Here is a 26,341-nt window from a genome sequence, read left to right on the forward strand (position 1 = left end):
ATAATTTATATCGGACAGATTAAAACCTACAATTATGAGAGGTGTTAATAAAGTAATCCTGATTGGCAATCTTGGCAGAGACCCCGATGTTCAATTCCTGGAAGGTAATATTGCAGTGGCTAAATTCTCCCTCGCCACTACCGAAACGTTTAAAGACAGAGCCGGCAAGTTGATTTCCCAAACAGAATGGCATACGGTTGTTCTTTGGAGAGGGCTGGCAGAACTGGCCCAGAAGTACCTCCACAAAGGCAGCCTCGTTTATATCGAAGGACGCCTCCGCACCCGCAGCTGGGAAGACAAGGAGGGCAACAAAAAATTCGCCACCGAAGTGGTGGGAGATAACCTGGTGATGCTGGACAAAAGGATGGATGTCAGCAACGGCGACCACCCCGTTCCCCATCACAGCACCGGTACCACTACCTCCACCTCTACCGGAGCCCCGCATCACGGAGAAGGTTATTCAGGCCTGGATATACCTCCCATGAGCGAACCGGCGGACGATCTGCCGTTCTAACACCCACCCGGCAGGTTAAATCTTTCCAACTATCCGCCCGTAACGGTACATTCTTTATATTTGCATGCGGGAAAGCGATTCAATCATTACAGACCTGAATTACTTTCCCATTATTTTTGACCAATACATTATAACTTGGCTTACCTGACGGCTAGCATTTTTTCGAAGAGTGTTTTGTTACAAGAGCTGGCATCGAATGCACCCAACCTGAATATAGTGGTGTTCCTGCTGGTCATATTCATTTTGTTACTGCTCACTTTCATTGTTTCCGGGGCAGAAGTGGCGTTTTTTTCCCTGAATTATAAAGACCTGAATGTGCTCAAAACCAGGCAGAGCAATGCCGGTAAAATGATCACCAGGCTGCTGGAAAAACCCAAATCACTGCTCGCATCGCTCCAGATCGCGAACATCCTGTTCAACATCGCCTTCATTTTTATTACCAATTACCTGATCGCCCAGGTGGAAACGTTAAGGGACCTGGAATTCCTGTCCTTCATCGTAAGGATCGCCATCATCACTTTCGTGCTGCTGTTCTTCGGCCAGATCCTTCCCCGCGTATGGGCCACCCAGAATAATATGCGCTTCGCCACCTATTTCGCCTGGTTCGTGCACCTCATCCACGCCACGCTGGAACCGGTGAGCGACTTCTTCGTGAACATGAGCGAAGGCATCGAAGCGCGCCTTTTCCACCGCAGCACCCGCCCCATCAACTACCACGAGATAGACGAGGTGATCGAAATGAGCGTGGAACCGGGCGCTTCACAGGAAGAAAAGAATATCGTGCGCGGCATCCTCAAATTCGGCAACATTGCCGTGAAACAGATCATGCGCACCCGGCTGGACGTGAACGGCCTGGAATATGACATGCCTTTCAGCCAGGTCGTGAAACAGGTGGCAGACCTCCATTACTCCCGCCTGCCCGTTTATAAAGTAAACCTGGACACCATTGTGGGCGTGGTGCATACCAAAGACCTTTTGCAGCACCTGGATAAAAAGGACGATTTCGACTGGCACGAAGTACTGCGCCAGCCCTTTTTTGTGCACGAACATAAACTCATCGAAGACCTGCTGAACGAGTTCCAGACGCGGCATATGCATTTTGCCGTGGTGGTGGACGAATTCGGCGGCACCTCGGGCATCGTGACGCTGGAAGACATCATGGAAGAAGTGATCGGGGATATCAAGGATGAATTTGACGAGGAAGAATTCAATTACAACAAGGTAAACGAGCATACATACGTATTTGAAGGCAAAACCATGCTGAACGACGTTTGCCGCATCCTCAACATCGCGCCGGACACCTTTGAAACCGTAAAAGGCGAAAGCGATTCCATCGGCGGGCTGATACTGGAACTTTCCGGGAAATTCCCCGAAGAGAACAGCGTGATCAGCTACGGGAATTTCGATTTCACCATCCTGGAAGTGACCAAGATGCGCATCCAGAAAGTACAGGTGAGCATTAAATCTGGTATTGAAACTGAATGAGACCGGCCGTGAAAAATTTACGCTATTTAGTCCTGGCAGCCCTTCTGCCCTTTTTCGGCGCCTGCCAGCAACAGGGCTACACACCCAAGCCCAGGGGCTTCTTCCGCATAGACCTCCCGGAGAAAAAATACCAGGTGTTCAACGAGCCGGGCTATCCCTACACTTTCGAGTACCCCGTATATGCCCGCATCGTGAAAGACAGCCTCTTTTTTGATGAAAAAGCCGAAAATCCCTGGTGGATCAATGTGGACGTCCCTGAGCTGAACGGCAAGATCTACATGAGCTACAAGGTGATAGGCCCTAAAAATGCGCTGGACAAGCTCATCAACGATGCCTTCAAACTGACCTACAAACATACCTATAAAGCGGAATCCATTGAGGAGCAGGACATTCACACGCCCAACAACGTGCATGGCCTGTTCTACGAAGTGGGCGGCAACGCCGCTTCCGCCAAACAATTCTACGCCACGGACTCCAATGCGCATTTTTTGCGCGGAGCTTTGTATTTTTACGCTCCGCCCAATGCGGATTCCCTGGCCCCGGTGAACAAATTCCTGGAAGAGGATATGCGGCACCTGGTCGAAACGCTGAAATGGAAAGCTAACTGAGCGAACGATGATAGTGATAGATGATAAATACATCAGTGACGATGTAGTTGAAAAGAACTTTGTATGCAACCTGAACGCATGCAAGGGCGCCTGTTGTGTGGCCGGAGATTGCGGCGCACCGCTGGAAGAGGAAGAACTGAAAATACTGAAGAAGATCTATCCCAAAGTAAAGCCCTTCCTCCGCCCGCAGGGCATTGAAGAAATAGAACGCACGGGGCTGCATACCTGGGACGATGAGCACGGCCATGTAACCCCCATCGTAAACGGCGCCATCTGCGCCTACGCCACCATAGACGATAACGGCATTGTAGGCTGCGGCATCGAAAAGGCCTGGAAAGCCGGTGCCATCGATTACCGGAAGCCCATTTCCTGTCACCTCTACCCCATCCGCATTACAAAATACGAGAGCTTCGAAGCAGTGAACTACGACAAGTGGAGCATCTGCAAACCCGCGTGCAAGCTCGGCAACCAGCTCCAGGTGCCCGTGTACAAATTCCTGAAAGAGGCCATCACGCGGAAATACGGCGAAGAATTCTACGAAGTGCTGGACAAGATCGCCAGCAAACAATACGAAACGGAAGACGATGAATAACCACCGGGCAGGTAGGTACAGGATGATAATTGATATAATTTTTCTGAATATTGATAGAATAGGCGCAATCTTTGCCCCGCAAAAACACGCGAACACTTTTTGACTATCTTTACAGGCATATGAACAAGACGGCAAGCACCTTTCTCTCCGAAAGCGAGATCAAAGCGGCTGATCTGGGTCACCGCAAAACGATCAACTTCAATATAGGCAAGTATAACGCCGCTGTGAAGAACGGCAAGCTCCAGTTCGCAGATCTGCCAACGGCGCGGGAACGCGCCAAGAACGTGAAATGGAAAGCCATCGAGAACCTGGACAAGCACCTGGAAGATTTCGAGATGAACTTCATCAAACGCGGCGGTAAAGTGATCTGGGCCGAAACGGCCGAACAGGCGCGCGAAGAGATACTGGCCATCTGCAAAGCGAAGAACTGCAAGACCGTGGTGAAGAGCAAATCCATGGCCACGGAAGAGATACACCTGAACGATTTCCTGCACGAAAACAATATCGAGAGCGTAGAAACGGACCTCGGCGAATACATCCAGCAGCTGGACGATGAGCCGCCTTACCACATCGTAACGCCCGCCATGCATAAAAGCAAGGAGCAGGTGGCGCAGCTCTTCCACGAGAAGCTCGGCTCCAGCCCCACGCTCAGCCCCGAAGAGCTTACGCTCGTGGCACGCGACAAGCTCCGCCAGAAATACCTGGAAGCGGAAGTAGGCATCACCGGCGCGAATTTCATCATTGCGGACATTGGCGGCATCGCCGTTACCGAAAATGAAGGCAACGCGCGCCTCAGTACTTCTTTCCCCAAAACGCATATCGCGCTGGTGGGCATCGAAAAAGTGCTACCCTCCATCAACGACCTCGCACTGTTCTGGCCGCTGCTGGCCACTTACGGCACGGGCCAGCAGATCACTTCCTACAATACCATTTTCACCGGCCCCCGCCAGGAAGGCGAAATCGACGGCCCGGAAGAGATGTACGTAATATTCCTGGACAACGGCCGCACGAACATCCTGCAGGACGTTGAAGCCCGGGAAAGCCTTTACTGCATCCGCTGCGGCTCCTGTTTGAATGCCTGCCCGGTGTACAAGAACATTGGCGGCCATACTTACAAAACCACCTACAGCGGCCCCATCGGCGCGGTGATCACCCCGCACCTGCAGGGGATCGAGAAATACATGCACCTCAGCTTCGCTTCATCGCTCTGCGGCAACTGTACGGAAGTATGCCCGGTGCGCATCAACCTGCACGAGCTGCTGTTGCATAACCGCCATAAGGCCGTGGAAGAACATCATACCACCGGCGCTGAAAAGCTCGGCTGGTTTGGCTGGAAACAAGCCTGCCTCAGCAGGCGCATGATGAACCTGGTAGGCGGCAAGACCAAAAACCTGGTGATCGGGAAACTGTTCGGCAACGCATGGGGCGACGATGAAAGAGGGCTGCCCATATTCGCGCCCAAATCGTTCAACCAGCTGTGGAAAGAAAGGAAAAAATAGAATTTATTATCTTTTTTATACGGGGGCTGAGGGATCAGCCCCTTTTTTATTCCGCGGGAACCAGCTCCACAGGCACTTGCAGGTGAACGGTGGATTTTTTCCCGTTCGAAGCGGGGAACCATTGAGGCCCGCCCTTGATATTTTCTACAGCGGCTTTGCCGGCTTCTTCATGGAAAGGCTGATGCGCTTTGATGTTTTTCAGCGTACCATCGGGCATTACGGTAAAGGAGACGGTTACCTCGCCGGAGAGTTTTTCTTTCAAACCTTTTACCGGAACGGTTTTGATGCTTTCGAGGTATTTTTTATACGCAGAATCTCCGTAGTATGGAGCAGCCGGGGCATTCTTCTTTTTCCTGACGGTGCCGTAACCTGCTACCACCACACTGCTGAGAGCCTGGCTGTTCTGCGGCAGGCTCACGTTCAGGTGGTTTTGATTGCCGGCAACTGCAACATTGGTCCTTTCGTATCCAATGTAGGAAAAATCGAGATTGAGCTTTTTATTCGGTTCCACTTTGAGGGCAAAATAACCCGCCGTGTCTGTCACCGCGGCTTTGTCTGTACCCTGCACCTGGATGGTCACGCCAGGCAGCTTCTGGCCGTTCATCGCGTCAATTACCTGGCCGCTGAGGATGCGGAGGTCGTTTTCTTCGGAATAGCGGCGATATTGGGATTCAGCACCGGTTACCACGCCTTCCACTTTGTTGCCCTGTGCCAGGGCTTTCCGCACGGCAAGCTCACTGCCGGTATCTTGTTTAGTACTGCCGATCAGTATTGTGTCTATGATATTACTCTTTACCTGCGTTTTTTCCTCTTTCATGACGAGTGGGGCGGGAGCGGCCGCATACGCAGAGGTTTCAGCAGCCCTGGCGGCCGGAGGAGGCGGTGGGACAGCGGTTCTGGCAGTCTGTGCTTTCTTTGCATCTTTCATCTTTGCCCGGGTCACAGCATCTTCTCCCGGCCGGTCTGAACGTGCCTGCTGCTGGGCATTCTGAAGGGCCAGGTCCTCAGCGGGAGGAATTGCTGCGCGGGGCGCGGAATCTTGCTGCACGGCCGCCGATCCCGAAAACGTATCCGCTGCATCCGCCGCATTCATATCCGGTTTGGTCAGTTCTACAGTGTCTTTTGCTCGCGGTGCTTGCGCAATATTTTGCTCACGTGGATCTTTATTCAACAACAATACCCCGCCAACAGACAATATCACGAGAATGATAGCAGCCGCAGCCCAGCGGTAATCCAGGCGGCGGACCTTGCCTTTTGCCGGCTCAACAGCCGTTTCAGACCCGGTGGCGGCTACAGGAATGGCAGTTTCATTCCCCCTGTTAACGCGCTCATCCAGGCGAGCCTGGAGGTCTGCAATGGCCGCAGACTGGTCCGGCTCATACATAGCATACCCTTCCAGCGCGTCAGCCAGGAACGGATCGTCCAGCGCCTGTTTTTCCAGGGCGTGCATGGTCTTATCGTCCAGCTCGCCGGCCAGGTACCGACGGATGAGGTCCGCAGTTGGTTTGATATGTTTTTGATTATCAGGCATTAATTCTTCTCCATACAAATTTTGAGATTCCTCTTCCCGTTCTGTATATAACTCTTCACCTTCGTCATTTCGTACCCGGTGATCTCAGCCACTTCACGGTAGCTTTTCTCCTGCAGGTAAAACAGGTTCACACTGCGCTTTTGCTCTTCCGGCAAGGTTTCCAGGCATCTTTCCATGGCCTGGAGGTTCGCTTCCAGGTTAAACCCGTTTTCAGGATGAATATTTTCGCCGGATTCCATAAATCCATTATCGTCTATGGAAACAACCCTGCCTTTGGCAGCCCTGATCTTCATCAGGCAATGGTTACGGCTCAGCACATGCAGCCAGCCCCTGAAATTCTGCACCTCGTGGTTCTTCACCTTTTCGATCAGTTCCTCGAAGATCTGCATCACGGCGTCTTTGCTGCTCTCTTCGTCCAGGTACTTGAGGCAAACGCCGTAAACGAGGTTCATATACCGTTCATATAATGCCGCCAGATAGTCCAGCCGGCCGGTTTCCTTGTATTCCCGGACCAGCGCGGCATCATCGGCTTCCTTCATCATATGTTGCTGTAAAAAGGGCATCTGCGTTGGCAATACTACAAAAAAAAGGCTGCATCCGGTCCGGATGCAGCCCTGTTTATACGGTAAAAATGCGTTTAGTGACGGAAGTGCCTCATGCCGGTGATCACCATGACCATGCCGTTCTCTTTGGCAAAAGTGATGGAATCGTTGTCGCGGATGGAGCCGCCGGGTTGGATCACGGCGCTGATGCCTTCTTCGTGTGCGATGCGTACGCAATCGTCGAAGGGGAAGAACGCATCGGAGGCCATCACGGCGCCTTTCAGCTCAAAGCTGAATTGTTTCGCCTTTTCGATGGCATGGCGCAGCGCGTCGATGCGGGAGGTCTGGCCGCAGCCCTTGCCTACCAGCTGGCGGTCTTTCACCAGGGCGATCGCGTTGGATTTCAGGTGTTTGCACACGATGTTGGCAAACTCCAGGTCGGAGCGCTGTTCAGCAGTGGCGGGCTGGGCCCCGGTGTCGTTCCAGGTGTCGAAGCTGCCTTCGTCGTTATCCTGCACCAGTACGCCGTTCAGCACGTTCTTGAACATTTTCGCGGTTTTCAGCGGCTGTTTTTGCAGCAGCAGGATGCGGTTCTTCTTAGCCTGGAGTATTTCCAGCGCGGCGGGCTCAAACCCGGGCGCAATCAATATTTCGAAGAAAATTTCGCTGATGGCTTTGGCGGATTCCGCGTCCACTGGTTTGTTGCAGGCCAGCACACCGCCGAAGGCGCTTTCTTTATCGCCTGCCAGCGCGGCTTCCCAGGCTTCCAGCAAGGTAGGCCTGCTGGCAATGCCGCATACGTTGGTATGTTTGATCACGGCGAAAGTGGTTTCCCTGAACTCGGCGATCAGCTGCACGGCAGCGTCAACATCCACGAGATTGTTGTAGGAAAGCTCTTTGCCATGCAGCTTGTCGAACAGGTCGTTCAGGTTGCCGTAGAAAATGCCTTTCTGGTGGGGGTTTTCGCCGTAGCGGCAAACCTGGCCCTGCGGAACAGACAGCTGGAAATGATCTTTCTCCTCTTCGTTGCGCAGCCACCAGGAAGCGATGGCCACGTCGTAGTGGGCGCAAACTTCAAAAGCTTTCGCGGCGAAGTTCCTGCGTTGCTCCAGCGTAGTGGCGCCTTTTCCGTCTACCAGCGCTTTCTCAAGGTCAGCATACTGGTTTTTGGAAGCCACGATCACCACGTCTTTATAGTTCTTACCAGCGGCACGGATCAGGGAAACGCCGCCGATATCGATCTTTTCGATGATGGCTTGTTCTTCGGTAGTGCTTTTAACAGTTTCTTCGAAGGGATAGAGGTCTACGATCACGAGGTCTATCTCGGGAATTTCGTACTGGGCAAGCTGCTCCAGGTCCTGCGGATTTTCCCTGCGGGCGAGAATGCCGCCAAACACTTTAGGGTGGAGGGTTTTAACACGGCCGCCCAGGATGGAGGGATAAGCGGTGAGGTCTTCCACGGCCACGCATTTCACACCCAGCTCTTCGATGAACTTCTGCGTTCCGCCGGTAGAGTAGATGGTTACGCCTTGCTGGCCCAATGTTTTAACGATATTCTCCAGGTTGTCCTTATAGAAAACGGAGATCAAAGCTGATTTGATTTGCTTTTGCATGCACAGTAATAATTAGAGATTTACAACAAAGGCTCCTTGCTCCGGAACCGAAAAGCAGCGCAAAGGTAGTTCGTTGCAGGCATTTTTCCACTTCCTGATCTGGAAAGCTGAACACGACGCGTCAAAAATGAGCATGTCGTATGTAAAAAATTCCTGCAACCGGCTGATATCGACCTTCGGAGTATGTGACAACAATATGTAATTTATTTTGATCTTTTTTGACAGGGGCGGCGCATGCTGCAGGTTGCCGGTGAGCACCAGCAGGCGTTTGTTCCCCAGGCTCACCAGGCAACCTCCCCGGATATACGAAAGATGGAATGAGCCGTTGTCGGGAAGATCATGCGTGCGCCGGCCGTTGTTGCCCGTAAGCGTAATATGTTTCCTTGTATGCCCTGAATCCTGCTGCCAATGCAGGCTGCAAGCCATGATGATCTTCTTCACGCCCAGTTCCGGCTGCGATATGGATAGCTGCGGATGTTCCAGCCCCGCGCTGTCTCCCACCCTGAAACTTCCTCTCCCCGCGATATATTCAACAGCCGTCTGCTTCGGAAGGTTGTATATCACCAGCCGTTGTTGCTGCCGCCACTGGATACGCTGCCAGGCCCCGAGGCCCGTGAAAGCCGCCATCCATCCCAAAGCCCACCACAGGGCTCCTTTTTTCTTCAGCAACAATGCCGCCAGGCAGGCCACTGTAAAGCCGTACAGCAGGAACATCCCGGTCATGTTCATCCGGATGCCGCTCACTACCGCTCCCGGGATACTGTCCACCCACCGGATAACCGAGTTCATGGCGAAAATGCCGTATTCCAGTCCTTTCCCTGCAAAAGCCGCCACCACCGGCATTTCCGCAATCGCCATCAATACGATCTCGCCATACAGCAGCACGGTGGATAAAGGCACGGCCACCACGTTGGCCAGCAGAAAATAATTCGGGAACTGGCGGAAATAGAACAGGCAAACCGGCCAGGTGAAAGCCTGCGCTGCCAGCGAGACGGCCACCATCTGCCAAAGGTTGTCCGGCCATTTCCACCGGATCATCCACAGGTCGTACAGCGGCTGGTAGCAGATCACAATGCCCGCCACGGCGAGGAACGACAGCTGGAAACCCGCATCCACGAGGAAAAAGGGATTGTAGCACAACAACACGAAAGCTGCGGCCGCAAGCGTGTTATAGATATTGGAATGCCTGGCGATCACAAACTGCCCCAATGCAATGGTGGTGAACATCACGGCGGAACGCAGCACGGAAGCGGAAGCGCCCGTCAGCAAAGAAAATCCCCAGAGCACCGCGATAAGCACGAATGCTTTCAGCAGGTCCGCCCAGCGCCGGCGCGGCAACCATTTCAGCAGCTGCAGCAAACTCACGTAGATCAACCCGAGGTGCAGCCCGGAAATGGCAATGATATGCACTACGCCTGTATTCGTATATGCTTGTACGATATCTGCATCCAGCTCGTCGCGGTAGCCGATCAGCAGGGCCTGCGCCACACCGTATTCTTCTTTTCCCGGGATATATTTTTTTAAGGTGTTCAATGCATACTGCCGCGCCGCGGATAACCAATGCCCTGAAAGGTTTCCGCCATTGCCTGGCAGTTTCCGCCAGGCAGAATCGCTGAGGAATGCCTGGTGGTAAATATTCCGGTAGCTGCAATATCGCGCATAATCGAAGGCCCCGGGGTTGCCGGAACTCCTTATCCGTTGCGGTTCCCCGCGGAACATCAGCCGGCTTCCGTAACCCAGCTGCGGCGTATCCCTGAAATACAGGAGAACCCTTCCCCGCACTGCTTTCCATTTCCTCTCATGCGCCAGCACCACTTCTACCTCTGCTTTCCATGAGCGCCTTTTCTTTACCGGCGGCTCTTTCAGCACGGCCACGTAATACATGCTGTCTTTTATATGATGGCCAAGCCAGCTGCTGTGGCGCTTTACATCGTATGTGCATGCCAGCGTCATCCCCAGGCAGCATACAAGCGCCAGCACCGCCGCGCCCCGGTAATGCCGCCAGGCAAAACGTTTCTGAATGCTGAAAAATGAAGGTACCACCCACACCAGCGCGCAAACGATCATACACTCCCATGGGATCAGCGGGTAATACATCCCGGCTGTAATGCCTGCCGCGAAAGGCAGCAGCAATCGAAGGAAGGGCGCGGTGCGCCACAGGTTAACAAACATCGGTTACAAACAATGATACTTCCTAAATGTAGGAAATAAAACAAGCCGCTCCTTTTTTGGAAGCGGCTTGTTGTGATATTTTTTTTGACCTGTTTATTTGCTCAGGTGCATGCTTCTTTCTTTGTAAAGCGTGCGGAAGTAAGGGTCGCGGAGGTCTTTGATGAAGCGGATGGCTTCGCCGGTAGACTTCATTTCGGGACCCAGCTCCTTGTTCACACCGGGGAACTTGTTGAAGGAGAACACCGGTTCTTTGATCGCAAAGCCTTTCAGCTTTTTCTCGATCTTGAAATCGGTGAGTTTATTGTGACCGAGCATCACTTTGGTAGCGATGTTCAGGTAAGGCACCTGGTATGCTTTGGCAATGAAAGGAGTGGTGCGGGATGCGCGCGGGTTGGCTTCGATCACGAACACCTGCCCGCCCTTGATGGCGAACTGGATGTTGATCAATCCGCGGATGTCCAGCGCACGGGCGATCTTCTCCGCATAATATTCCATGGTGGTCACGATCAGCTGGCTGAGGTTGAACGCAGGCAGCACGGCGTTACTGTCGCCGCTGTGAATGCCCGCGGGCTCAATGTGCTCCATCACGCCCATCACGTGAAAGTTCTCCCCGTCGAAGATGGCGTCTATCTCGGCTTCCTGGCAGCGGTCCAGGAAGTGGTCGATCAGAATCTTGTTGCCGGGCAGGTGCTTCAGCAGGCTGAGCACAGATGCTTCCAGCTCTTCTTCGTTGATCACGATACGCATGCGCTGGCCGCCCAGAACGTAGGAGGGGCGCACCAGTACGGGGTAACCCACTTCTTTCGCCACTTCAATGGCATCGTCTGTATTAAATGCGGTGCCGTATTTCGGGTAAGGGATGCCCAGCTCCTTCAGCAGGTCGGAGAAGCGGCCGCGGTCTTCGGCGATGTCCATATTATCGAACGATGTGCCGATGATGCGGATGCCTTTTTCGGTCAGCCTCTTGGCGAGCTTCAGCGCCGTCTGGCCGCCGAGCTGCACGATCACGCCCTCGGGCTTTTCCAGCTCGATGATCTCCCAGAGATGCTCCCAGAACACGGGTTCGAAGTAGAGTTTATCCGCCATGTCGAAGTCTGTAGACACCGTTTCGGGGTTACAGTTCACCATGATGGCCTCGTAACCGCACTCCTGGATGGCTTGCAGGCCATGGGTGCAGCAGTAGTCGAACTCAATACCCTGGCCGATCCTGTTGGGGCCGGAACCGAGCACGATCACTTTCTTTTTATCGGAAGGGATGCTTTCGTTTTGCGTATCGAATGTGGAATAGAAGTAAGGCGTTTTGGCCTCGAACTCTGCGGAACAGGTGTCCACCATCTTGTAAGTGCGGGTAATACCGATGGCTTTACGTTTCTCGTACACTTCCTCTTCTTCGCAGTTGGTGAAGATGAGCGCCAGCTGTTTGTCGGAGAAGCCCATTTCCTTGGCTTCCTTCAGCATGGAAGCAGGTACGGAATCGAGATCATGCTCCATCAGCTGTTTTTCCAGCGTTACGATGTCGTTGATCTGGTGCAGGAACCAGCGGTCTATCTGCGTGGCCTGGTGGATGGACTTCACGGACATCCCTTCCATGAGCGCGTCTTTGATGCGGAAGATGCGGTCCCAGGTGGGGCGCTTCAGCTTTTCGATCAATTGTTCGCTTTTCATGAGCGATTTACCGTAGTAGCCAAGGCCTACAGCTTCGTTCTCCAGGCTCTGGCAGGCTTTCTGGATGGCTTCGGGGAAAGTGCGGCCGATGGCCATTACTTCGCCTACCGATTTCATCTGCAGGCCGAGGGTATCGTCAGCTCCTTTGAATTTATCGAAGTTCCAGCGCGGCATTTTTACGATCACGTAATCCAGCGCGGGTTCAAAATATGCGGAAGTGGTGCGGGTGATCTGGTTTTCCAGCTCATCCAGGGTGTAGCCGATCGCGAGTTTGGAAGCGATCTTGGCGATGGGGTAACCGGTTGCCTTGGATGCAAGAGCGGAAGAGCGGCTTACGCGGGGATTGATCTCGATGGCGATCAGCTCTTCATTTTCAGGGTTCATCGCGAACTGTACGTTACAGCCGCCCGCGAAGTTGCCCAGCTGGCGCATCATCATGATGGCCTTGTTGCGCATATCCTGGAAAGCGGTGTCGCTCAGGGTCATGGCCGGGGCCACGGTGATGGAGTCTCCCGTGTGGATGCCCATCGGGTCGAGGTTTTCGACGGTACAGATGATCACCACGTTGTCGTTCATGTCGCGCAGCAGCTCCAGTTCGTATTCTTTCCAGCCGAGCACCGCTTTTTCCACGAGCACTTCGTGAACGGGTGAGGCTTTCAGGCCACGGTCCAGCGCCTCATCCAGGTCTTCCTTGCCATGTACGAAACCGCCGCCGGTGCCGCCGAGGGTGAAGGAAGGACGAATAACGAGGGGGAAACCGATCTCCTGGGCAAATTCCTTGCCTTCGAGCAGGGAGTTGGCCGTGCGCGCAGGCGCCACGGGTATACCCAACTGGATCATCCACTGGCGGAACTGTTCGCGGTCTTCAGCTTTGTCGATGGCTTTGATGTCCACACCAATCAGCCTCACATTATTCTTTTCCCAGATACCCAGCTCATCCACCTCTTTACAGAGGTTGAGGGCCGTTTGCCCGCCCATGGTGGGAAGTACGGCATCGATCTCGTGCTCTTCCAGTATCTGTTCAATGCTTTCCACGGTGAGGGGCAACAGATATACCTTGTCAGCCATCATAGGGTCCGTCATGATCGTTGCGGGATTGCTGTTGATCAGGATCACTTTAATCCCTTCTTCCCTGAGCGAACGCGCCGCCTGGGAGCCGGAATAGTCAAATTCACAGGCCTGACCAATAATAATGGGACCGGAACCGATAATGAGAACTGATTTGATAGATGTGTCTTTGGGCATCTTTTTTTATTAGCTGTTGTTAATGAAAAAACCATGCGATTTTCCAGCGCGAAGCGAACTAAAAAATCGTGCAAAGTTACGGGAATAATTAATTATTCACCGGAGAAATTTAAGATGCCGGGTAGAAATTATCGGTGTGGGTTTATTTTATATTTAAATAATTCTCAATTCCTTACTCATTCGCGGTGGCGTAGACGTACACGAGTTTCCACTCGCCGTCCACCTTCTGGAACTCGAAGTCTTCGATCGTGGCGGAATCTTCGTCCACCATCGTTCTGTCGTCGTCGCTGAGTGTTTTGCGCGCGCGGAGCAGGCCATATTTATTGATGAATTCGTCTTTGGCCGGCAGGTCCAGGTAACCGGAGAAAAACCCGGGGAACTCCTGGCGGCCGATGGTCTGCACGGCAGTGTCCGCGAGGTTCTTTTTAACGACGAGCGGGAACTCGATGTATTCGCACACGGCGTTATAGTCTTTTTTGACGATGGCGGTGTAGAGTTTTTTCCAGAATACTTCAAATTCCTTTACTTCTGGAGCGGAGGCCGGTTGGGCTTTTACCACCAGCAGGAACAGGCACGTGGCCAGGGATAGCAAGGCTCTTTTCATAGTTCCAGGGATAGTTTATTATAAATAAAGAAATGCTAATATATGTAATTATGGGGTAAAAAGGAAGTTTCCGGGCAGGGATTTTTCCGGATTCGCGAAAATATTTTCCCGATATGCGCTGATTATGAAGGTTGGGCAGGGTATTTTTGTGGTATCATCCCGGCTTGTTAACATCAGAAACCCCGTTGTGATTTGCTTTCAATTTAACTGGTATCTAAGTTCTTACACCTGTGATGACCCTGGGATGCTGTTGCCGCTGGCAGCGGCATCTTTTTTTTGGGATGGTCTTATTATGAACGGGTCAGCTCTCTCAGCCTGGAAATTTCCACCAGCGCCCTGTTGTAATCTTCCAGCAACTTATAGTATTTGTCTTTCCAGCTTTCTATTTCCGGTGCTTCGGGATCGTTTTCGTCCACATGGTTGGCGCCCAGGAAGTCTTTGGCGCTGATCTCCAGTACCAGGCATACTTTCTTCAGCTGCTCGGGGGTGAACACAGGTTTTTCTATCAGGTTGTACAACGCGCGGCGGCTGAGGTTCATCCGGTTGGCCAGGCGGGTTTTGTTGAGCCCCTTTTCTTCTATCAGCTCATCCAGGCGGTGCCCCTGGTGCAGGTCCGTGGCGGGCTGGGAAGGCACGCGGCGGGGGTGCGTCCAGGCATAGAATTCATCGAGGGTGATGCCGAGCAGGTTGCAGAATTCCTGGAGCTTGGTCCTTTTAATGGCCTCCTGCCGGAAGTAATAATGGGCGATCTGGTTGGAAAAATGCGCCTTCCGCGCGAAATCCAGGATCTTCATGTGTTTGTCCCGCACGATCTGTTTTAAACGGGCGCCCTCGTGAATAATATTTTTGGGAATTAAATCCACTGTAAATAATTTTTATTATACTTGTAACAGGTGTCAATAAATAGTGTGATGCTTCTATTATCAATATAACATTTTTATTGACATTTTGAGAAAACTTGAATCAAAATGACAAATTTAACTGCTAATGGAAACAAACCAACTTTCATCCAACAACCTCCTGCTGGACCTGCATGCTGAGATGGTCCAGCTGCCAAAAAGCTTCCGGGACCGCGTATGTAAGGAATGCGGCTGGAGCGAGGCGACCTTTTACCGGAAAGCGAAGGGTACTTATCCCTTCAGCAACGCGGAACGGGATAAGATCCTGGCCGTTGGGGACGGCCTGCTGAAGCGTATCCGGGAAAGGAGCAACAAATACCGGGGGCGTTAAACTGCACAACAGCGTAAACATTCACCCCGGTACGGGCAATTTTTCAGGCCAACCCCGCTTATTTCAAAATCCCAAACCTCCACCATGCTAAACACTGAAACCAACCTCAAAACCCTTATCGCCGGTTTTATCCGGCGAATGCACGCCGAGTCGGGCGAATCTATCAGACATATTACGGTCACCGTTCACGGCCGGCAGGAACATTTCGAGCCGGACCGGCGCATCCAGCACCTTGCAGCGGAAAACACGCCGGGCGTGGCCACCATTTCTTACCAGGAAATGTCGCTGGAAGGGCCGATCGACAATCTTGTAGTGTTCATCGCCTCCAGCAGGCGGCCCATGAGACTGTAACAGGCGCGGCGCTTAAAAGCATTACTGTTATCGCTGCACAACCCTGCGGGTGTATGCCCGCATCCCTATCCCCATTTTGAACGTCAGGGGCATCCCGGATCTGATTCCGGTTTGATGCCCCTGCTTTTATATGCCCGCTTTTTTGCCGATCGAAAGGTCCGCAAATCTGCCTGCGCGGCCACCGGCTGAAAAAGATATTAACTAAACTCTTCGTTATTTAAAACTAAACACTTAGTTTTATGGAAACGAACAGCTATGCTCCGCAGATCTTCGACATTACTATTGCTGCTTTGCAGCACCTTTGCCGCTTTTGGGCAAGACCAGTACGACAAAGCCATGCTGATGGATTATTTCCAGGAACAGCAGTACGACAAAGTGATCGCCTATATGGAAGGGACCGTGAAACCTGTGCATGTGAACGGTCTTGCCGTGCTGGCCAACGCCTACCTGCAGAACGGGCAAACGGCGGATGCGGAAAGAACTTACCAGCGCGTGCTCGAAAAAGATTCCAACAATATCGCCGCCCTGCAACAGCTGGGTAATATCGCCCGGGCCCAGCAGCAGTACGTAAACGCGATCACCCATTATTCGAAGCTGGTGGCATTGCGCCCGGATAATGCCATCTATTATAAACAGCTCGCCAACGCGGCCGCCAACATTACCGGCTTGCAGGATACTGCTTTCGCACTCATGAAAATTTCGTATAGCCTTAACCGGAAAGACGCTTCCGTGGTGACCTTTCTTGCCGAGGAATACCTGGACCGCAAGGATTACCTGCATACAGACAGCGTGCTGCAACAATATTACCAGTTCGATTCCACCAATACCTTGGTAGTGGCCGCGCTCGTCAAATCCTCCTACCAGCAGAAAAAATACCGGGAGGTGGTGACCTATGGAGAACAGCTGATCAATGCCAATTCCGTACACTCGTTCGCATACCTCTGCCTCGCGGTGTCGCATTATTCACTGGACCACTACGACAGCACGATCAGGGTATATGATAAAATGATGGAACTGACGCAAAGCGAACCTGAAACATTGAAGTATTATGCTGCGCTGTCGTACGCCAAACTCAAACAATACAACAAAAGCAACGAGATGCTGGAACAATGCATCTCTTCCGCCAAAAGCCGCTCGCTGGACGCATATTACACAGCGCTGGCCAGCAATTTCGAAGAAATGAAACAGTACCGCTCCGCCATTGCCCACTACGACACGGCTTATTACCTCTTCAAAGACCCTATGCGCCAGTACGGCATTGCGCGCATCTACGACCAGTATGTGCAGGACCCGCAGAAAGCGAAAAGATATTACCAGCTGTTCCTGAAAAACGCGAAACCCGGAAGCAAAAATGAAAAAGACATCCAGACTTATGTGAAGGAACGGGTAAAGAGCCTTTAAAACATCCTTACACTTATTCTTTGAAACCCGGCTCCTGTGGCCGGGTTTTTATATTCCAATTTGAATTAATTCAACGTTATTCTGACATTATTTGATATTGTTCAATCTTAAATCATTAAATTTAAGCCCCGTTAAAAAACCGATAACAAATAAATCTTTTTGGGAATCATGTCGTACCCATACCAACTCAAGAGCTTCGAAGAATACCAGCAGGCCTGGCAGCACAGTGTAACTGATCCGGAAGGATTCTGGGCCAACGTGGCCGATCATTTTTACTGGCGCCGTAAATGGGACAAAGTGCTGGAGTGGGATTTCAAGAAACCGGACGTGAAATGGTTTTCGGGCGCCCGCCTCAACATCACTGAAAACTGCCTGGACAGGCACCTGGGCACGCTGGGCAACCAGCCGGCCATTATCTGGGAGCCGAATGACCCGGAAGAAAGGCACCGCATTCTTACTTACAGGGAATTATATAACAAGGTTTGCCAGTTCGCCAATGTGCTCAAGAACAACGGCGTGAAAAAAGGCGACAGGGTCTGCATCTACATGGGCATGATCCCCGAGCTGGCCATTGCGGTGCTTGCCTGCGCGCGCATCGGCGCCATTCATTCCGTGGTGTTCGGCGGCTTCAGCGCGCAATCTATTGCAGACCGTATACAGGACGCGCAGGCCACCCTCGTGATCACCTGCGACGGCGCTTTCCGCGGCGCGAAGGACATTCCGCTCAAATCTGTGATAGACGATGCGCTGATGGCCTGCCCTTCCGTGAAAAAAGTGATCGTATGCACCCGCACCCGCACGCCTGTAAGCATGCTCAAAGGCCGCGACGTGTGGTGGGAAGACGAGATCAAACAAGTGGAAACCATGGGCAACCCGCCCGTGCCCGCCGAGGAAATGGAAGCGGAAGACATGCTGTTCATCCTCTACACTTCAGGCTCCACCGGCAAACCCAAAGGCGTAGTGCATACCTGCGCGGGTTACATGGTGTACGCCAACTATACTTTCATTAACTCATTCCAATACAAACCCGGCCAGGTATATTTCTGCACGGCAGACATCGGCTGGATCACCGGTCACAGCTACATCGTGTACGGTCCGCTGAGCGCAGGCGCCACCACCCTGATGTTCGAAGGCGTGCCCACTTACCCTGACGCAGGGCGTTTCTGGGATATCGTGGACAAATTCAGGGTGAACGTCCTGTACACCGCGCCCACAGCCATCCGCAGCCTCATGGGCTTCGGGCTCGGGCCGGTGAATCATAAAGACCTCAGCTCGCTCACCACGCTGGGCACCGTAGGCGAACCCATCAACGAAGAGGCCTGGCATTGGTACAAAGACCAGATCGGGAAAGGCAAATGCCCTATTACCGACACCTGGTGGCAGACTGAAACAGGCGGTATCATGATAGCGCCCATCGCAGGCATTACACCCGAAAAACCAGGCTATGCCACGCTGCCCCTGCCCGGCATACAGCCGATACTGGTGGATGAAACGGGGAAGGAAATAGAAGGGAACGGCGTGAACGGGAACCTCTGCATCAAGTTCCCCTGGCCCGGCATGATCCGCACCACGTACGGCGATCATGAACGTTGCCGCACCACGTATTTCTCCACTTATGAAAATCTCTACTTCACCGGCGACGGCTGCCTCCGCGACGAAGACGGCTATTACCGCATCACCGGCCGGGTGGACGATGTATTGAATGTAAGCGGCCACCGCATTGGCACCGCAGAGGTGGAAAACGCGATCAATATGCACGCGGGCGTTGTGGAAAGCGCCGTGGTAGGCTATCCGCATGAGATCAAAGGCCAGGGCATCTATGCATTCGTGATCGCTGAAAAACAGGTGAAAGACCCGGAGCTTACCCGGAAAGATATCATGCAAACGGTATCCCGCATCATCGGCCCTATCGCGAAACCGGACAAGATCCAGTTTGTGAGCGGCCTCCCGAAAACGCGTTCCGGGAAGATCATGCGCCGCATCCTGCGCAAGATCGCGGAAGGCGAAATGGATAACCTCGGTGATACCACCACCCTGCTCGATCCTGCTGTAGTGGAAGAGATCAAGGCGGGGAAGTTATAAGCACTGACTAAAACTAAAATATAACGGCTGTCGCTTTTTAAGGTGACAGCCGTTTTTCTTATTCTTCCATATCCGTGATGAACCTTAAGGGCGGATCACTACCGGTGTTCCTACTTTCACTACATCATAAATTTCATTGATATCCCCGTTCTTCAGGCTCACGCATCCCAGCGTCCAGTTAATGCGCTGGTCCACGTAATAATCCCTGATACCTGAAGCATACTCCACGCCATGCAGCCCGATGCCGCCGCCGATATCCGCGCCGCGGGATATTTGCCCGTTGGCCTGGCGCTGCTGGAATTTGGAATAGGATTCCGCGTTGGGATAATCCAGCAACAGGAAGCGGCTCCAGCGGTTGTCGTAACGTTTGGCGGAAATGCGGAAAGTGCCGTCGGGCGTACGTTTGTCGCCCTGCATATATTTGTCGGCAGTGGAATTGCTGCCGAACACTACTTTGTAGATCTTGATCAATGTTACGTCTTCATAAACGTACATGCGGTAATCGCTCTTATCGACGAGCAGGAAAACCTTGTCGACATCTATCCTGGAAGGGTTGAGCCTAACGGAATACAGATCGGAAATATTGTGCTCAAACGCAAAAAGCGGTAATACGACAATCAAAAAGCAAAAGCGCCACATGGTAACATAGGTGGTTTATCGAATTCTAGAACGGCGGGTAAAGTGTGAATATTGTGTTAAAAAGAAGAGACGCGCAATTGCGCGTCTCATTCCTGTATTTTTAGTTGGATGTAAAGGATCAGTAGCCGAAGATCTCCTCCAGTGAAACTTTCTGTACATCGCCGTATTTTTTCAGGTCATCGAGGCTCACTTTTTTCTCGGAAGCCAGGATGCAGTAGGAATAAGGCTTACCGGCAATATTTTGCTGATGGAGCTTTTTCACGTCGTCAAATTTCAGGTTATCCACCGTTTCATACACGCTCTTGCGGATATCCGTATCCAGCCCAAGCTTTTGCGCGTTGAGATAGCTGAACACGATGCCGTCCTGCGTGATCCTTTCTGTTTCCAGGTCTTTCTTGAGGCTGCTGCGCGCAGTCTCGAAATTCTTTTCGGATTCGGGGATCGCGTTCAGCAGTTCGTTCATCCCGGCGATCGCTTCATTGATCTTGTCTGCCTGGCTGCCTACATAGGCAAGTACGGCGTAGCGGTCTGTTTTTTTGTTGGGCTGTGCATATACCGCGTAAGTGGAATACGCCAGCGCCTTGGATTCACGGATGGTCTGGAACACGATAGAGCCCATACCGCCGCCGAAGTAATTGTTGAAAAGATTTACCACGGCTGCCTGGCTCGGGTCGTACAGCTCTCCGTTGCGCACCCAGTTCACTTCCGCCTGCACCATGTCGTAGTCTGCAAACAGCACTCTGTTCTGCTGCATAACAGTTTTCTCAAACTTCTGCTGCGGCATGTTTTCTTTGAATGAAGCCGGCTGCTGGTGCAGCTTCGCGATCTTCGCGGATGCGGTTTCCAGCTGATCGGGGCCGTAGTAGATAACAGTATGGCGGTACGAGGGCAGCTCATGCAGGATGGCTACCAGTTCCGCAGCGGTGAGCGCGTTCAGCTCTTCGGTGCTCAGCTGGTTATTGAACGGGTTCCTGGCCCCGTAGGTTGCGTAAGAACGCAGGCCATTGAGTATCTGCGCTTTGTTCAGCTTATTGTCGGCCCGCGCTTTTTGCAGCCTGTTCTTCATGCCGGCCAGCACCTGCTCGTCTGCCTTGCAGTTGTTGATCAGGTGGTCGAACAGTTCAACCGCCTTGTCAAAATTCTCCTGTAAACCGGTGATGGTAATGGTGGTTTCCTCGTTGCCGGGCTGCACGTTAAAGTTGCACGCGATATTGTAGAACTGTTTGCTGATCTCTTCGGAGGAATATTTGTCTGTGCCCAGGAATTGCAGGTACTGCGCGGCCAGCGGCAGCTTTTTGTTGTTCCAGCTGCCCATGTCGAAGCGGTAGTACAAACGGAACAGGCCGTTGTCTTTATTCTGCACATACAGCAGGTCCGCATTGCCGGCCTTCCCTTTCTGAATGTCTTTCCCATAATCCAGCCACTGCGGTTTCACAGGGGTTTCGGGCATGGCGGCTACCTTTTGCAGGAAGTCGGACTGTGCGTTGCGGTTCACTTCCACGGGAGTGATGGGCGGTTTTTCCACTTTCACGATATCCTTGTCTTCGCCTTTGCGTTTGTAGAGAAGCACATAATTGTTGCTGAGATATTTGTTGGCAAAGTCCACGATCTGTTTCTTGGTCACCTTGCTCATGTCGTTGATGTAAGCCACATCGTACAGCCAGTTCTGGCCACGGTGTTTGATAAAGGCGTCCATCAGGCTGTTGGCGCGGTTGCCGTTGCTTTCCAGGCCCTGTATCTCATACAGCTTGAAGTTGTTTACAATAGCGGTGATCAGTTTTTCATCGAATTCGCCTTTGCGGAGGATCTCTACCTGGGCCAACAGGAGGTCTTTCACCTCGTCCAGGCTCTGACCTTGCTTGGCGCGGCCGCTGAGGGCGAATACGGTATAGTCTTTCCAGGGCAGGGTGCTCACACCGGCGCCCAGCACTTTCTGTTGTTTGTTCAGGTTCAGGTCCAGCAGGCCGGCTTTGCCGTTGGAGAGTATCTGCGACAGCACAGTGAGGACCACGGCGTTTTTGGTGTCCAGCGCGCCGGGCATGCGGTAGGCCAGGTTCACGTTCTCAGCGTCAGGGCCGAACACTTCTTTCACGATGGGGCTGGTGATGGGTTTTTCCACCGGGGCTTTGTATTCGGGAACGGGTTTCTTTTGCATGAAAGCAAAAGCTTCATCGATGCGTTTTATCACGTAATCGGGATCAAAATCCCCGGCCATCACGATGGCCATATTGTTGGGAACGTAGTATTCGTTGTAGAATTTGCGGATGGCGACCAGCGAGGGGTTCTTGAGGTGCTCCACGGTACCGATGGTGGACTGCTGGCCGTAGTTGTGCGTGGGGAACAGGGTGGCCAGCATGGTTTCGTACATTTTGCGGCCATCGTTGTCCAGCCCGCGGTTCTTTTCTTCGTACACGGCTTCCAGCTCGGTGTGGAAGATGCGGAACACGGGGTTTTTAAACCGTTCGGCCTGAACGGCCAGGAACTTGTCTACAGCGGTAGACGGGATGTCTTCCTCGTAAACGGTCTCTTCCACCCAGGTATGCGCGTTGGTACCCTGGGCGCCCATGTTGGTCATCATTTTATCGTATTCATTGGCGATCGCGTATTTCGCCGCGAGGCCTGAAACGCTGTCTATCTGGTGGTAAACGGCTTTGCGGGCGTCTGTGCCGGTCGTTTGATTGTATTTATCGTAGAGCGCGGTGATCTGGTCCAGGTAAGGTTTTTCCTTTGCCCAGTCCAGCGAGCCGAAGTGGGTGGTGCCTTTGAACAGCAGGTGTTCCAGGTAGTGCGCCAGGCCGGTATGGTCTTTCGGATCGTTGTTGCTGCCGGCTCTAACGCCGATGAGGGTTTGAATGCGGGGATCTTTTTTATTGACGCTGAGTATAACGGTAAGGCCGTTTTTCAGGGTATAAAAGCGGGCCTGCATGGGGTCGCCGGAAATGTAGCGGTAAGAAAATCCCCCGGAGGAGGCATCTTTCCATTCATGCTTTACCTGGGCGGTTGTTGGCTGGGTGGCAGCCAGCGCCAGGACGAAGAACAGGTTTATAATTCTCATACAGTTGGTTTGAAGATTTCAAACCAAATATAAAAATGCGCGGGCACATTCGGTGCTTAAACCTTGAAAATATGTGCCTGGACTGGATGAGCGGTGAAAAAGGCCTGCTGCAACCGGTTACCTGTAGTACATCAGGCTGGTAGCGAACACGCGGTGGGGTACCAGCGGGCTGGCTGCAGTCTGGAACGTCGAGTCCGTTTTGATGTACAATACGTGATAATGATTGGTAACGTACAGGTTATGATCCCCTCGGTAGGCCTGGAAGAGGCTGTCGGGCATATAAACCAGTGATTCCGTTGCCTGGGGGGCAGGTAATTTGGGTGTGCTTCCGGGGATATTCACTTCGGATTGGGGGTTCGGGGCTCCGCTCAGTTCCGTAGGATTGGCCGGTAATTTCAATTTGCTTGCATGCATCAACACTATTCCACTCACTACAGCAACAAACGACAAGATGGATCGCATACTTCTCAAGTTTGGTTGTGTACAGTTTTAATAGGATAACTTAAACCATAGGATTGTTACCCAACCTATTCATATATTTTATTTCCTGGTTTCCATACTTTTTGCTTCTATACGGTTCTGTAAAGGTAAGTATTAGAATCCGTTAAACCGAAAACCGACTGAAAAAGGGTACTGTTCAAGGCCGTAATCGTGTAACGGGGTCAGCGCAAAATTACTGTAGAGCTTAATGGGCCCGTAGGCTACTTCACCAGTAAGTCCGAACCTCCATTTATTCAGGCTGAAATCGTCAGTCAATCTTACTTTGCCCCGTTCCTCGCTCACCTGTTTGGTACGGGATTTAAGCAGGTAACCGCCCTGAACGCCTAAACTTACTTCAAAACTCCTGCCAGGTCTTGCAGGATTGGAATTAAAGTTCAGCATGAGCGGGATGGACAGGTATTGCGCATATAATTTATTCTTGGAAAAATTCACCGAATCTCGGATAACAGTGGTGGAGTAACCTGGTACATACGTGATGTTGCGGGCGAAGCGGTAGTTGTTCATCTCCAGGCCCAGCGCGTATATCAGGTTAAGCTTATGTTTCCGGATGTTCAGCCTTTGCATGATCACCCACACGTTGAAGTTGATGGATTTGGCGGGCATCACCTTGAATTCCGCGGGCGTGAGCGGTTCACTGGCCATGCGGGGGGCAAAGCTGTTGAGGGCCGCGCCTGAATAATCGAAGCTTTTGTTGGCGTAGGCCTGGCTGTAACTCACGCCGGGATAGTACTGTGCGCCGCCCGGGTGCAGGGACATGATCATGGCGGCGGGATAATCGCTTTTGTCCCGGTAATTATTAAAGCCAAGGTCCAGCACCAGCCACTTGGTATGCAGGTTCTTTTTCAGCTTCTGGCGCGCATAGGCTGTATCCTGGTAGGCTTTGAAAACACTCTTCCCTTCGGCAGTTTTACCCTTTACGATGATCAATCCCTTGATCTGTATGGTATCTATGGCCGCCTGCTGGGCAAAAGCGCCCGCAGACAGGAAGATCGTAAAAAAGGTGAGTAAAATTCTATACTTCATATGACTCTGCCATTTATGACGGTCCATTATTTATTCCTTTTTCTTGAAAATAGCTTCGCCACATTCGTGACTTTATCCAGCACCCTGCTTTCCAGCCCGTTGCCGGTTACGGACATGATCAGCTCCCCGGGCTCCTGCGCAGGCGGCGGAGTAGCCAGTGTGGCGGCTGCCTGGATATCGATGGACGGCTTGTTGTTCATGGCCAGTACCGTTTCACTTTCTTTTACTTTCGGAACGCTGGTGGTCAGGTCCGCGTTAACTGCCTGGCGGGTGGCGGGTTCAGGGGCAGCCTGCGTGCGGATGCTGGAAAGGTCCGCTGCTATGGCAGCCCGTTCCGCTTCCCGGGTCCCGTTCAAAGTAGTTTCGGTATTGGCAGTATTATCGGTGGAAGCCTGCGCCAGCACGGGGGAAGCAGCGGGCGGGGCGGTATTTTCCCTTTCAGCCGGAGCCTGCCCGGTTGTTTTATTCTGCGCCAGCGCGGGAGACGACGCTGCGTTCTCCGGAACCGGTTGTGTACCGGCTTTATTTTCCGGCGCCGCGGGGGCGGTTGGCCCGGCTGGCTGATTATTAGCGGCGGTAGTGGCAGGGGTGGCCGCTTCATCCTGCGTAAAGGAGTTCCTTAACAGGAAAAGCGCGCCGGCAAGCATGGCTGCAGCTGCCCACCAATAAGCGGGGCGCATGCGAACCGTGCGGGCGGTATGGCGGTAAAGCACTGATTTGTTCTCAAAACGAACCGAAAGATCCGGCTCCAGGCGCGTTTTCTCCCACACGGCCAGTTCCTGCCGGAGCTGCGGATGCGCATCCATAAAGCTCTCCAGGTCCCTGGCCGCCTGGGGGCTCAGCTCGCCGTCCATATAACTAAGCAGCTGGCTTTCGAAGTTCTCTTCCTGCGCCTGGCTGCTTTTATAAAGGCTGGCCTTATTGCTGAAAACGACGGCTTCCGGCTGGAGGCGGGTAGCCATCAGTTGGTCCAGCTCGGCACGGAGGTGCGGATGCTGGTCAAGGAAAAGTTCCAGCGCAACGGCCTCTTCCGGCGTCAGTTCCCCGTCTACATAACTGTAGAGATACTCCTCGTAGTTTGATATGTGAATGTCGATTGACATAAAGTGCTGATTTTGAATACCTTTTTTCTAAATCACGTTTTCCATTTTCACCAGATATTCCTTCAGGTGGGCTCTTGCCCGGTGCAGGTATACTTTCACCTGCGAGGGGTTGAGCTTCATGATCTCGCCTATTTCTTCATAGGTGTATCCTTCATAGTCCTTCAGGACTATCAGGGACCGCTGTACGTCGCTGAGGCGGTTGAGCGCCTTTTCTATAATGGCCCTGGCATTGTGTATCTTCTGGTCCGTCACCTTCGCCTCTTCCCGGAACTCCTCCACCAGCGACACTCTTTTCACCTTCCTCACATGATCGATCATATTATGGTACGCTACGGTAAACAGGTAACTTTTGGCCTTTTCAAAAGGCACATCATTACAATGTTTCCATAATATTTCAAACGCATTCTGTACCACATCCCTGGCATCTTCCGCATTTTCCAGGTTTTTGACTATAAAACGGAAGAGATTATCGCTATACAGATCCACGCATTTGTTGTACTCCTTTTCCGTCATCCGGCGATAGGTTCTTTAGAGTGCTAATTTCCGACAAATTGTTGAATAGCGCCGACTTTCCCTTCGGATGGGGACCGGACCGGCCGATATATCACCAGTTTCATGACAGAAATTCCACCATACGCCACGCTTTTTACGATTCCCCGCTCAGCAACAACCAGGGCATCAGCGCACCTTAGGCGGCGCCTGACGGGCATCCGGCCTCCAAAACAGCCCTGAAAAGGCCGGGAGGCAGAAGGCGGACAGAGCATACCACCGGATCATGGGGCGAACAGTACTTTCGTCATAATCTACCGTCTATGATAATTGTATGACGCAAACCGGCAAACAAATGTTACACCTCCGTCAAACTTTTTATCCTTCCCGGATTTAC

At 52.4% G+C, this 26,341-nt stretch carries 22 protein-coding genes; 9 read left to right on the top strand and 13 right to left on the bottom strand.

Features of this window, described 5'->3' with window-relative positions:
• The first annotated feature begins 34 nt into the window (after positions 1-34).
• The 5 genes from ACTJIK_RS01650 to ACTJIK_RS01670 all read left to right on the top strand — a co-directional run bounded on the left by ACTJIK_RS01650 (position 35) and on the right by ACTJIK_RS01670 (position 4,698).
• Positions 35-514: a single-stranded DNA-binding protein gene (locus ACTJIK_RS01650; RefSeq protein WP_440644519.1), complete on the top strand. Its 480-nt coding sequence runs from the start codon at positions 35-37 to the stop codon at positions 512-514.
• A gap of 174 nt (positions 515-688) precedes the next feature.
• Positions 689-1,999 carry a gliding motility-associated protein GldE gene (gldE, locus tag ACTJIK_RS01655; protein WP_440644520.1) on the top strand — a complete coding sequence of 437 codons (1,311 nt, stop codon included), beginning with the start codon at positions 689-691 and terminating at the stop codon, positions 1,997-1,999.
• An 8-nt stretch (positions 2,000-2,007) separates the two neighbouring features.
• On the top strand, positions 2,008-2,607 hold the full coding sequence (gene gldD, locus ACTJIK_RS01660) for a gliding motility lipoprotein GldD (protein ID WP_440644521.1): 600 nt from the start codon (positions 2,008-2,010) through the stop codon (positions 2,605-2,607).
• A 7-nt stretch (positions 2,608-2,614) separates the two neighbouring features.
• Entirely contained in the window at positions 2,615-3,199 is a 585-nt protein-coding gene (locus tag ACTJIK_RS01665) for a DUF3109 family protein (RefSeq protein WP_440644522.1), read from the top strand.
• Between the two features lie 119 nt (positions 3,200-3,318).
• The gene (locus ACTJIK_RS01670) at positions 3,319-4,698 is read left to right on the top strand and encodes a LutB/LldF family L-lactate oxidation iron-sulfur protein (protein ID WP_440644523.1); all 1,380 of its coding nucleotides are present in this window, start codon (positions 3,319-3,321) and stop codon (positions 4,696-4,698) included.
• Positions 4,699-4,744: 46 nt separating this feature from the next.
• Here the strand turns inward: ACTJIK_RS01670 and ACTJIK_RS01675 are convergent, their stop codons facing one another.
• The 7 genes from ACTJIK_RS01675 to ACTJIK_RS01705 all read right to left on the bottom strand — a co-directional run bounded on the left by ACTJIK_RS01675 (position 4,745) and on the right by ACTJIK_RS01705 (position 14,933).
• Complete coding sequence (locus ACTJIK_RS01675) at positions 4,745-6,229, bottom strand: carboxypeptidase-like regulatory domain-containing protein (RefSeq protein ID WP_440644524.1); 1,485 nt, start codon at positions 6,227-6,229, stop codon at positions 4,745-4,747.
• Positions 6,229-6,771, bottom strand: a complete 543-nt coding sequence (locus ACTJIK_RS01680) for an RNA polymerase sigma factor (RefSeq protein WP_440644526.1) — start codon at positions 6,769-6,771, stop codon at positions 6,229-6,231. Before ACTJIK_RS01680 ends, ACTJIK_RS01675 begins: the two co-directional genes overlap by 1 nt.
• Positions 6,772-6,866: 95 nt before the next feature.
• Positions 6,867-8,384: a bifunctional phosphoribosylaminoimidazolecarboxamide formyltransferase/IMP cyclohydrolase gene (gene purH / locus ACTJIK_RS01685; protein ID WP_440644527.1), complete on the bottom strand. Its 1,518-nt coding sequence runs from the start codon at positions 8,382-8,384 to the stop codon at positions 6,867-6,869.
• Between the two features lie 12 nt (positions 8,385-8,396).
• The gene (locus ACTJIK_RS01690) at positions 8,397-10,556 is read right to left on the bottom strand and encodes a ComEC/Rec2 family competence protein (protein WP_440644528.1); all 2,160 of its coding nucleotides are present in this window, start codon (positions 10,554-10,556) and stop codon (positions 8,397-8,399) included.
• A 93-nt stretch (positions 10,557-10,649) separates the two neighbouring features.
• Positions 10,650-13,466, bottom strand: coding sequence for a carbamoyl-phosphate synthase large subunit (carB, locus tag ACTJIK_RS01695; protein ID WP_440644529.1), 2,817 nt, complete (start codon positions 13,464-13,466; stop codon positions 10,650-10,652).
• 172 nt (positions 13,467-13,638) lie between these two features.
• Positions 13,639-14,070, bottom strand: a complete 432-nt coding sequence (locus tag ACTJIK_RS01700; protein ID WP_440644530.1) for a hypothetical protein — start codon at positions 14,068-14,070, stop codon at positions 13,639-13,641.
• 290 nt (positions 14,071-14,360) lie between these two features.
• Complete coding sequence (locus ACTJIK_RS01705; protein WP_440644531.1) at positions 14,361-14,933, bottom strand: helix-turn-helix domain-containing protein; 573 nt, start codon at positions 14,931-14,933, stop codon at positions 14,361-14,363.
• A gap of 124 nt (positions 14,934-15,057) precedes the next feature.
• Here ACTJIK_RS01705 and ACTJIK_RS01710 point away from each other — a divergent pair, with 124 nt between their 5' ends.
• The 4 genes from ACTJIK_RS01710 to acs all read left to right on the top strand — a co-directional run bounded on the left by ACTJIK_RS01710 (position 15,058) and on the right by acs (position 19,134).
• The gene (locus ACTJIK_RS01710; protein ID WP_440644532.1) at positions 15,058-15,300 is read left to right on the top strand and encodes a hypothetical protein; all 243 of its coding nucleotides are present in this window, start codon (positions 15,058-15,060) and stop codon (positions 15,298-15,300) included.
• Between the two features lie 84 nt (positions 15,301-15,384).
• Positions 15,385-15,651, top strand: coding sequence for a hypothetical protein (locus tag ACTJIK_RS01715; protein WP_440644534.1), 267 nt, complete (start codon positions 15,385-15,387; stop codon positions 15,649-15,651).
• A gap of 255 nt (positions 15,652-15,906) precedes the next feature.
• A complete protein-coding gene (locus tag ACTJIK_RS01720) occupies positions 15,907-17,052 on the top strand; it encodes a tetratricopeptide repeat protein (protein WP_440644535.1) in 1,146 nt (381 codons plus the stop codon).
• Between the two features lie 168 nt (positions 17,053-17,220).
• Positions 17,221-19,134, top strand: coding sequence for an acetate--CoA ligase (gene acs / locus ACTJIK_RS01725; RefSeq protein ID WP_440644536.1), 1,914 nt, complete (start codon positions 17,221-17,223; stop codon positions 19,132-19,134).
• Positions 19,135-19,218: 84 nt separating this feature from the next.
• Here acs and ACTJIK_RS01730 read toward each other — a convergent pair whose 3' ends face one another.
• The 6 genes from ACTJIK_RS01730 to ACTJIK_RS01755 form a co-directional block, all read right to left on the bottom strand.
• Positions 19,219-19,773: a L,D-transpeptidase family protein gene (locus ACTJIK_RS01730; protein WP_440644537.1), complete on the bottom strand. Its 555-nt coding sequence runs from the start codon at positions 19,771-19,773 to the stop codon at positions 19,219-19,221.
• Between the two features lie 118 nt (positions 19,774-19,891).
• Positions 19,892-22,828 (bottom strand): M16 family metallopeptidase, encoded by a 2,937-nt coding sequence (locus ACTJIK_RS01735; protein WP_440644538.1) that lies wholly within the window; start codon positions 22,826-22,828, stop codon positions 19,892-19,894.
• A 117-nt stretch (positions 22,829-22,945) separates the two neighbouring features.
• Positions 22,946-23,290: a hypothetical protein gene (locus ACTJIK_RS01740; RefSeq protein WP_440644539.1), complete on the bottom strand. Its 345-nt coding sequence runs from the start codon at positions 23,288-23,290 to the stop codon at positions 22,946-22,948.
• A gap of 132 nt (positions 23,291-23,422) precedes the next feature.
• Positions 23,423-24,352, bottom strand: coding sequence for an outer membrane beta-barrel protein (locus tag ACTJIK_RS01745; RefSeq protein ID WP_440644541.1), 930 nt, complete (start codon positions 24,350-24,352; stop codon positions 23,423-23,425).
• 26 nt (positions 24,353-24,378) lie between these two features.
• Positions 24,379-25,455, bottom strand: a complete 1,077-nt coding sequence (locus tag ACTJIK_RS01750) for an anti-sigma factor family protein (RefSeq protein ID WP_440644542.1) — start codon at positions 25,453-25,455, stop codon at positions 24,379-24,381.
• Positions 25,456-25,482: 27 nt separating this feature from the next.
• The gene (locus ACTJIK_RS01755) at positions 25,483-25,968 is read right to left on the bottom strand and encodes an RNA polymerase sigma factor (protein ID WP_440644543.1); all 486 of its coding nucleotides are present in this window, start codon (positions 25,966-25,968) and stop codon (positions 25,483-25,485) included.
• Positions 25,969-26,341: the final 373 nt, after the last annotated feature.

The sequence above is a fragment of the Chitinophaga sp. 22620 genome (assembly GCF_052044405.1).
GTDB lineage: Bacteria > Bacteroidota > Bacteroidia > Chitinophagales > Chitinophagaceae > Chitinophaga.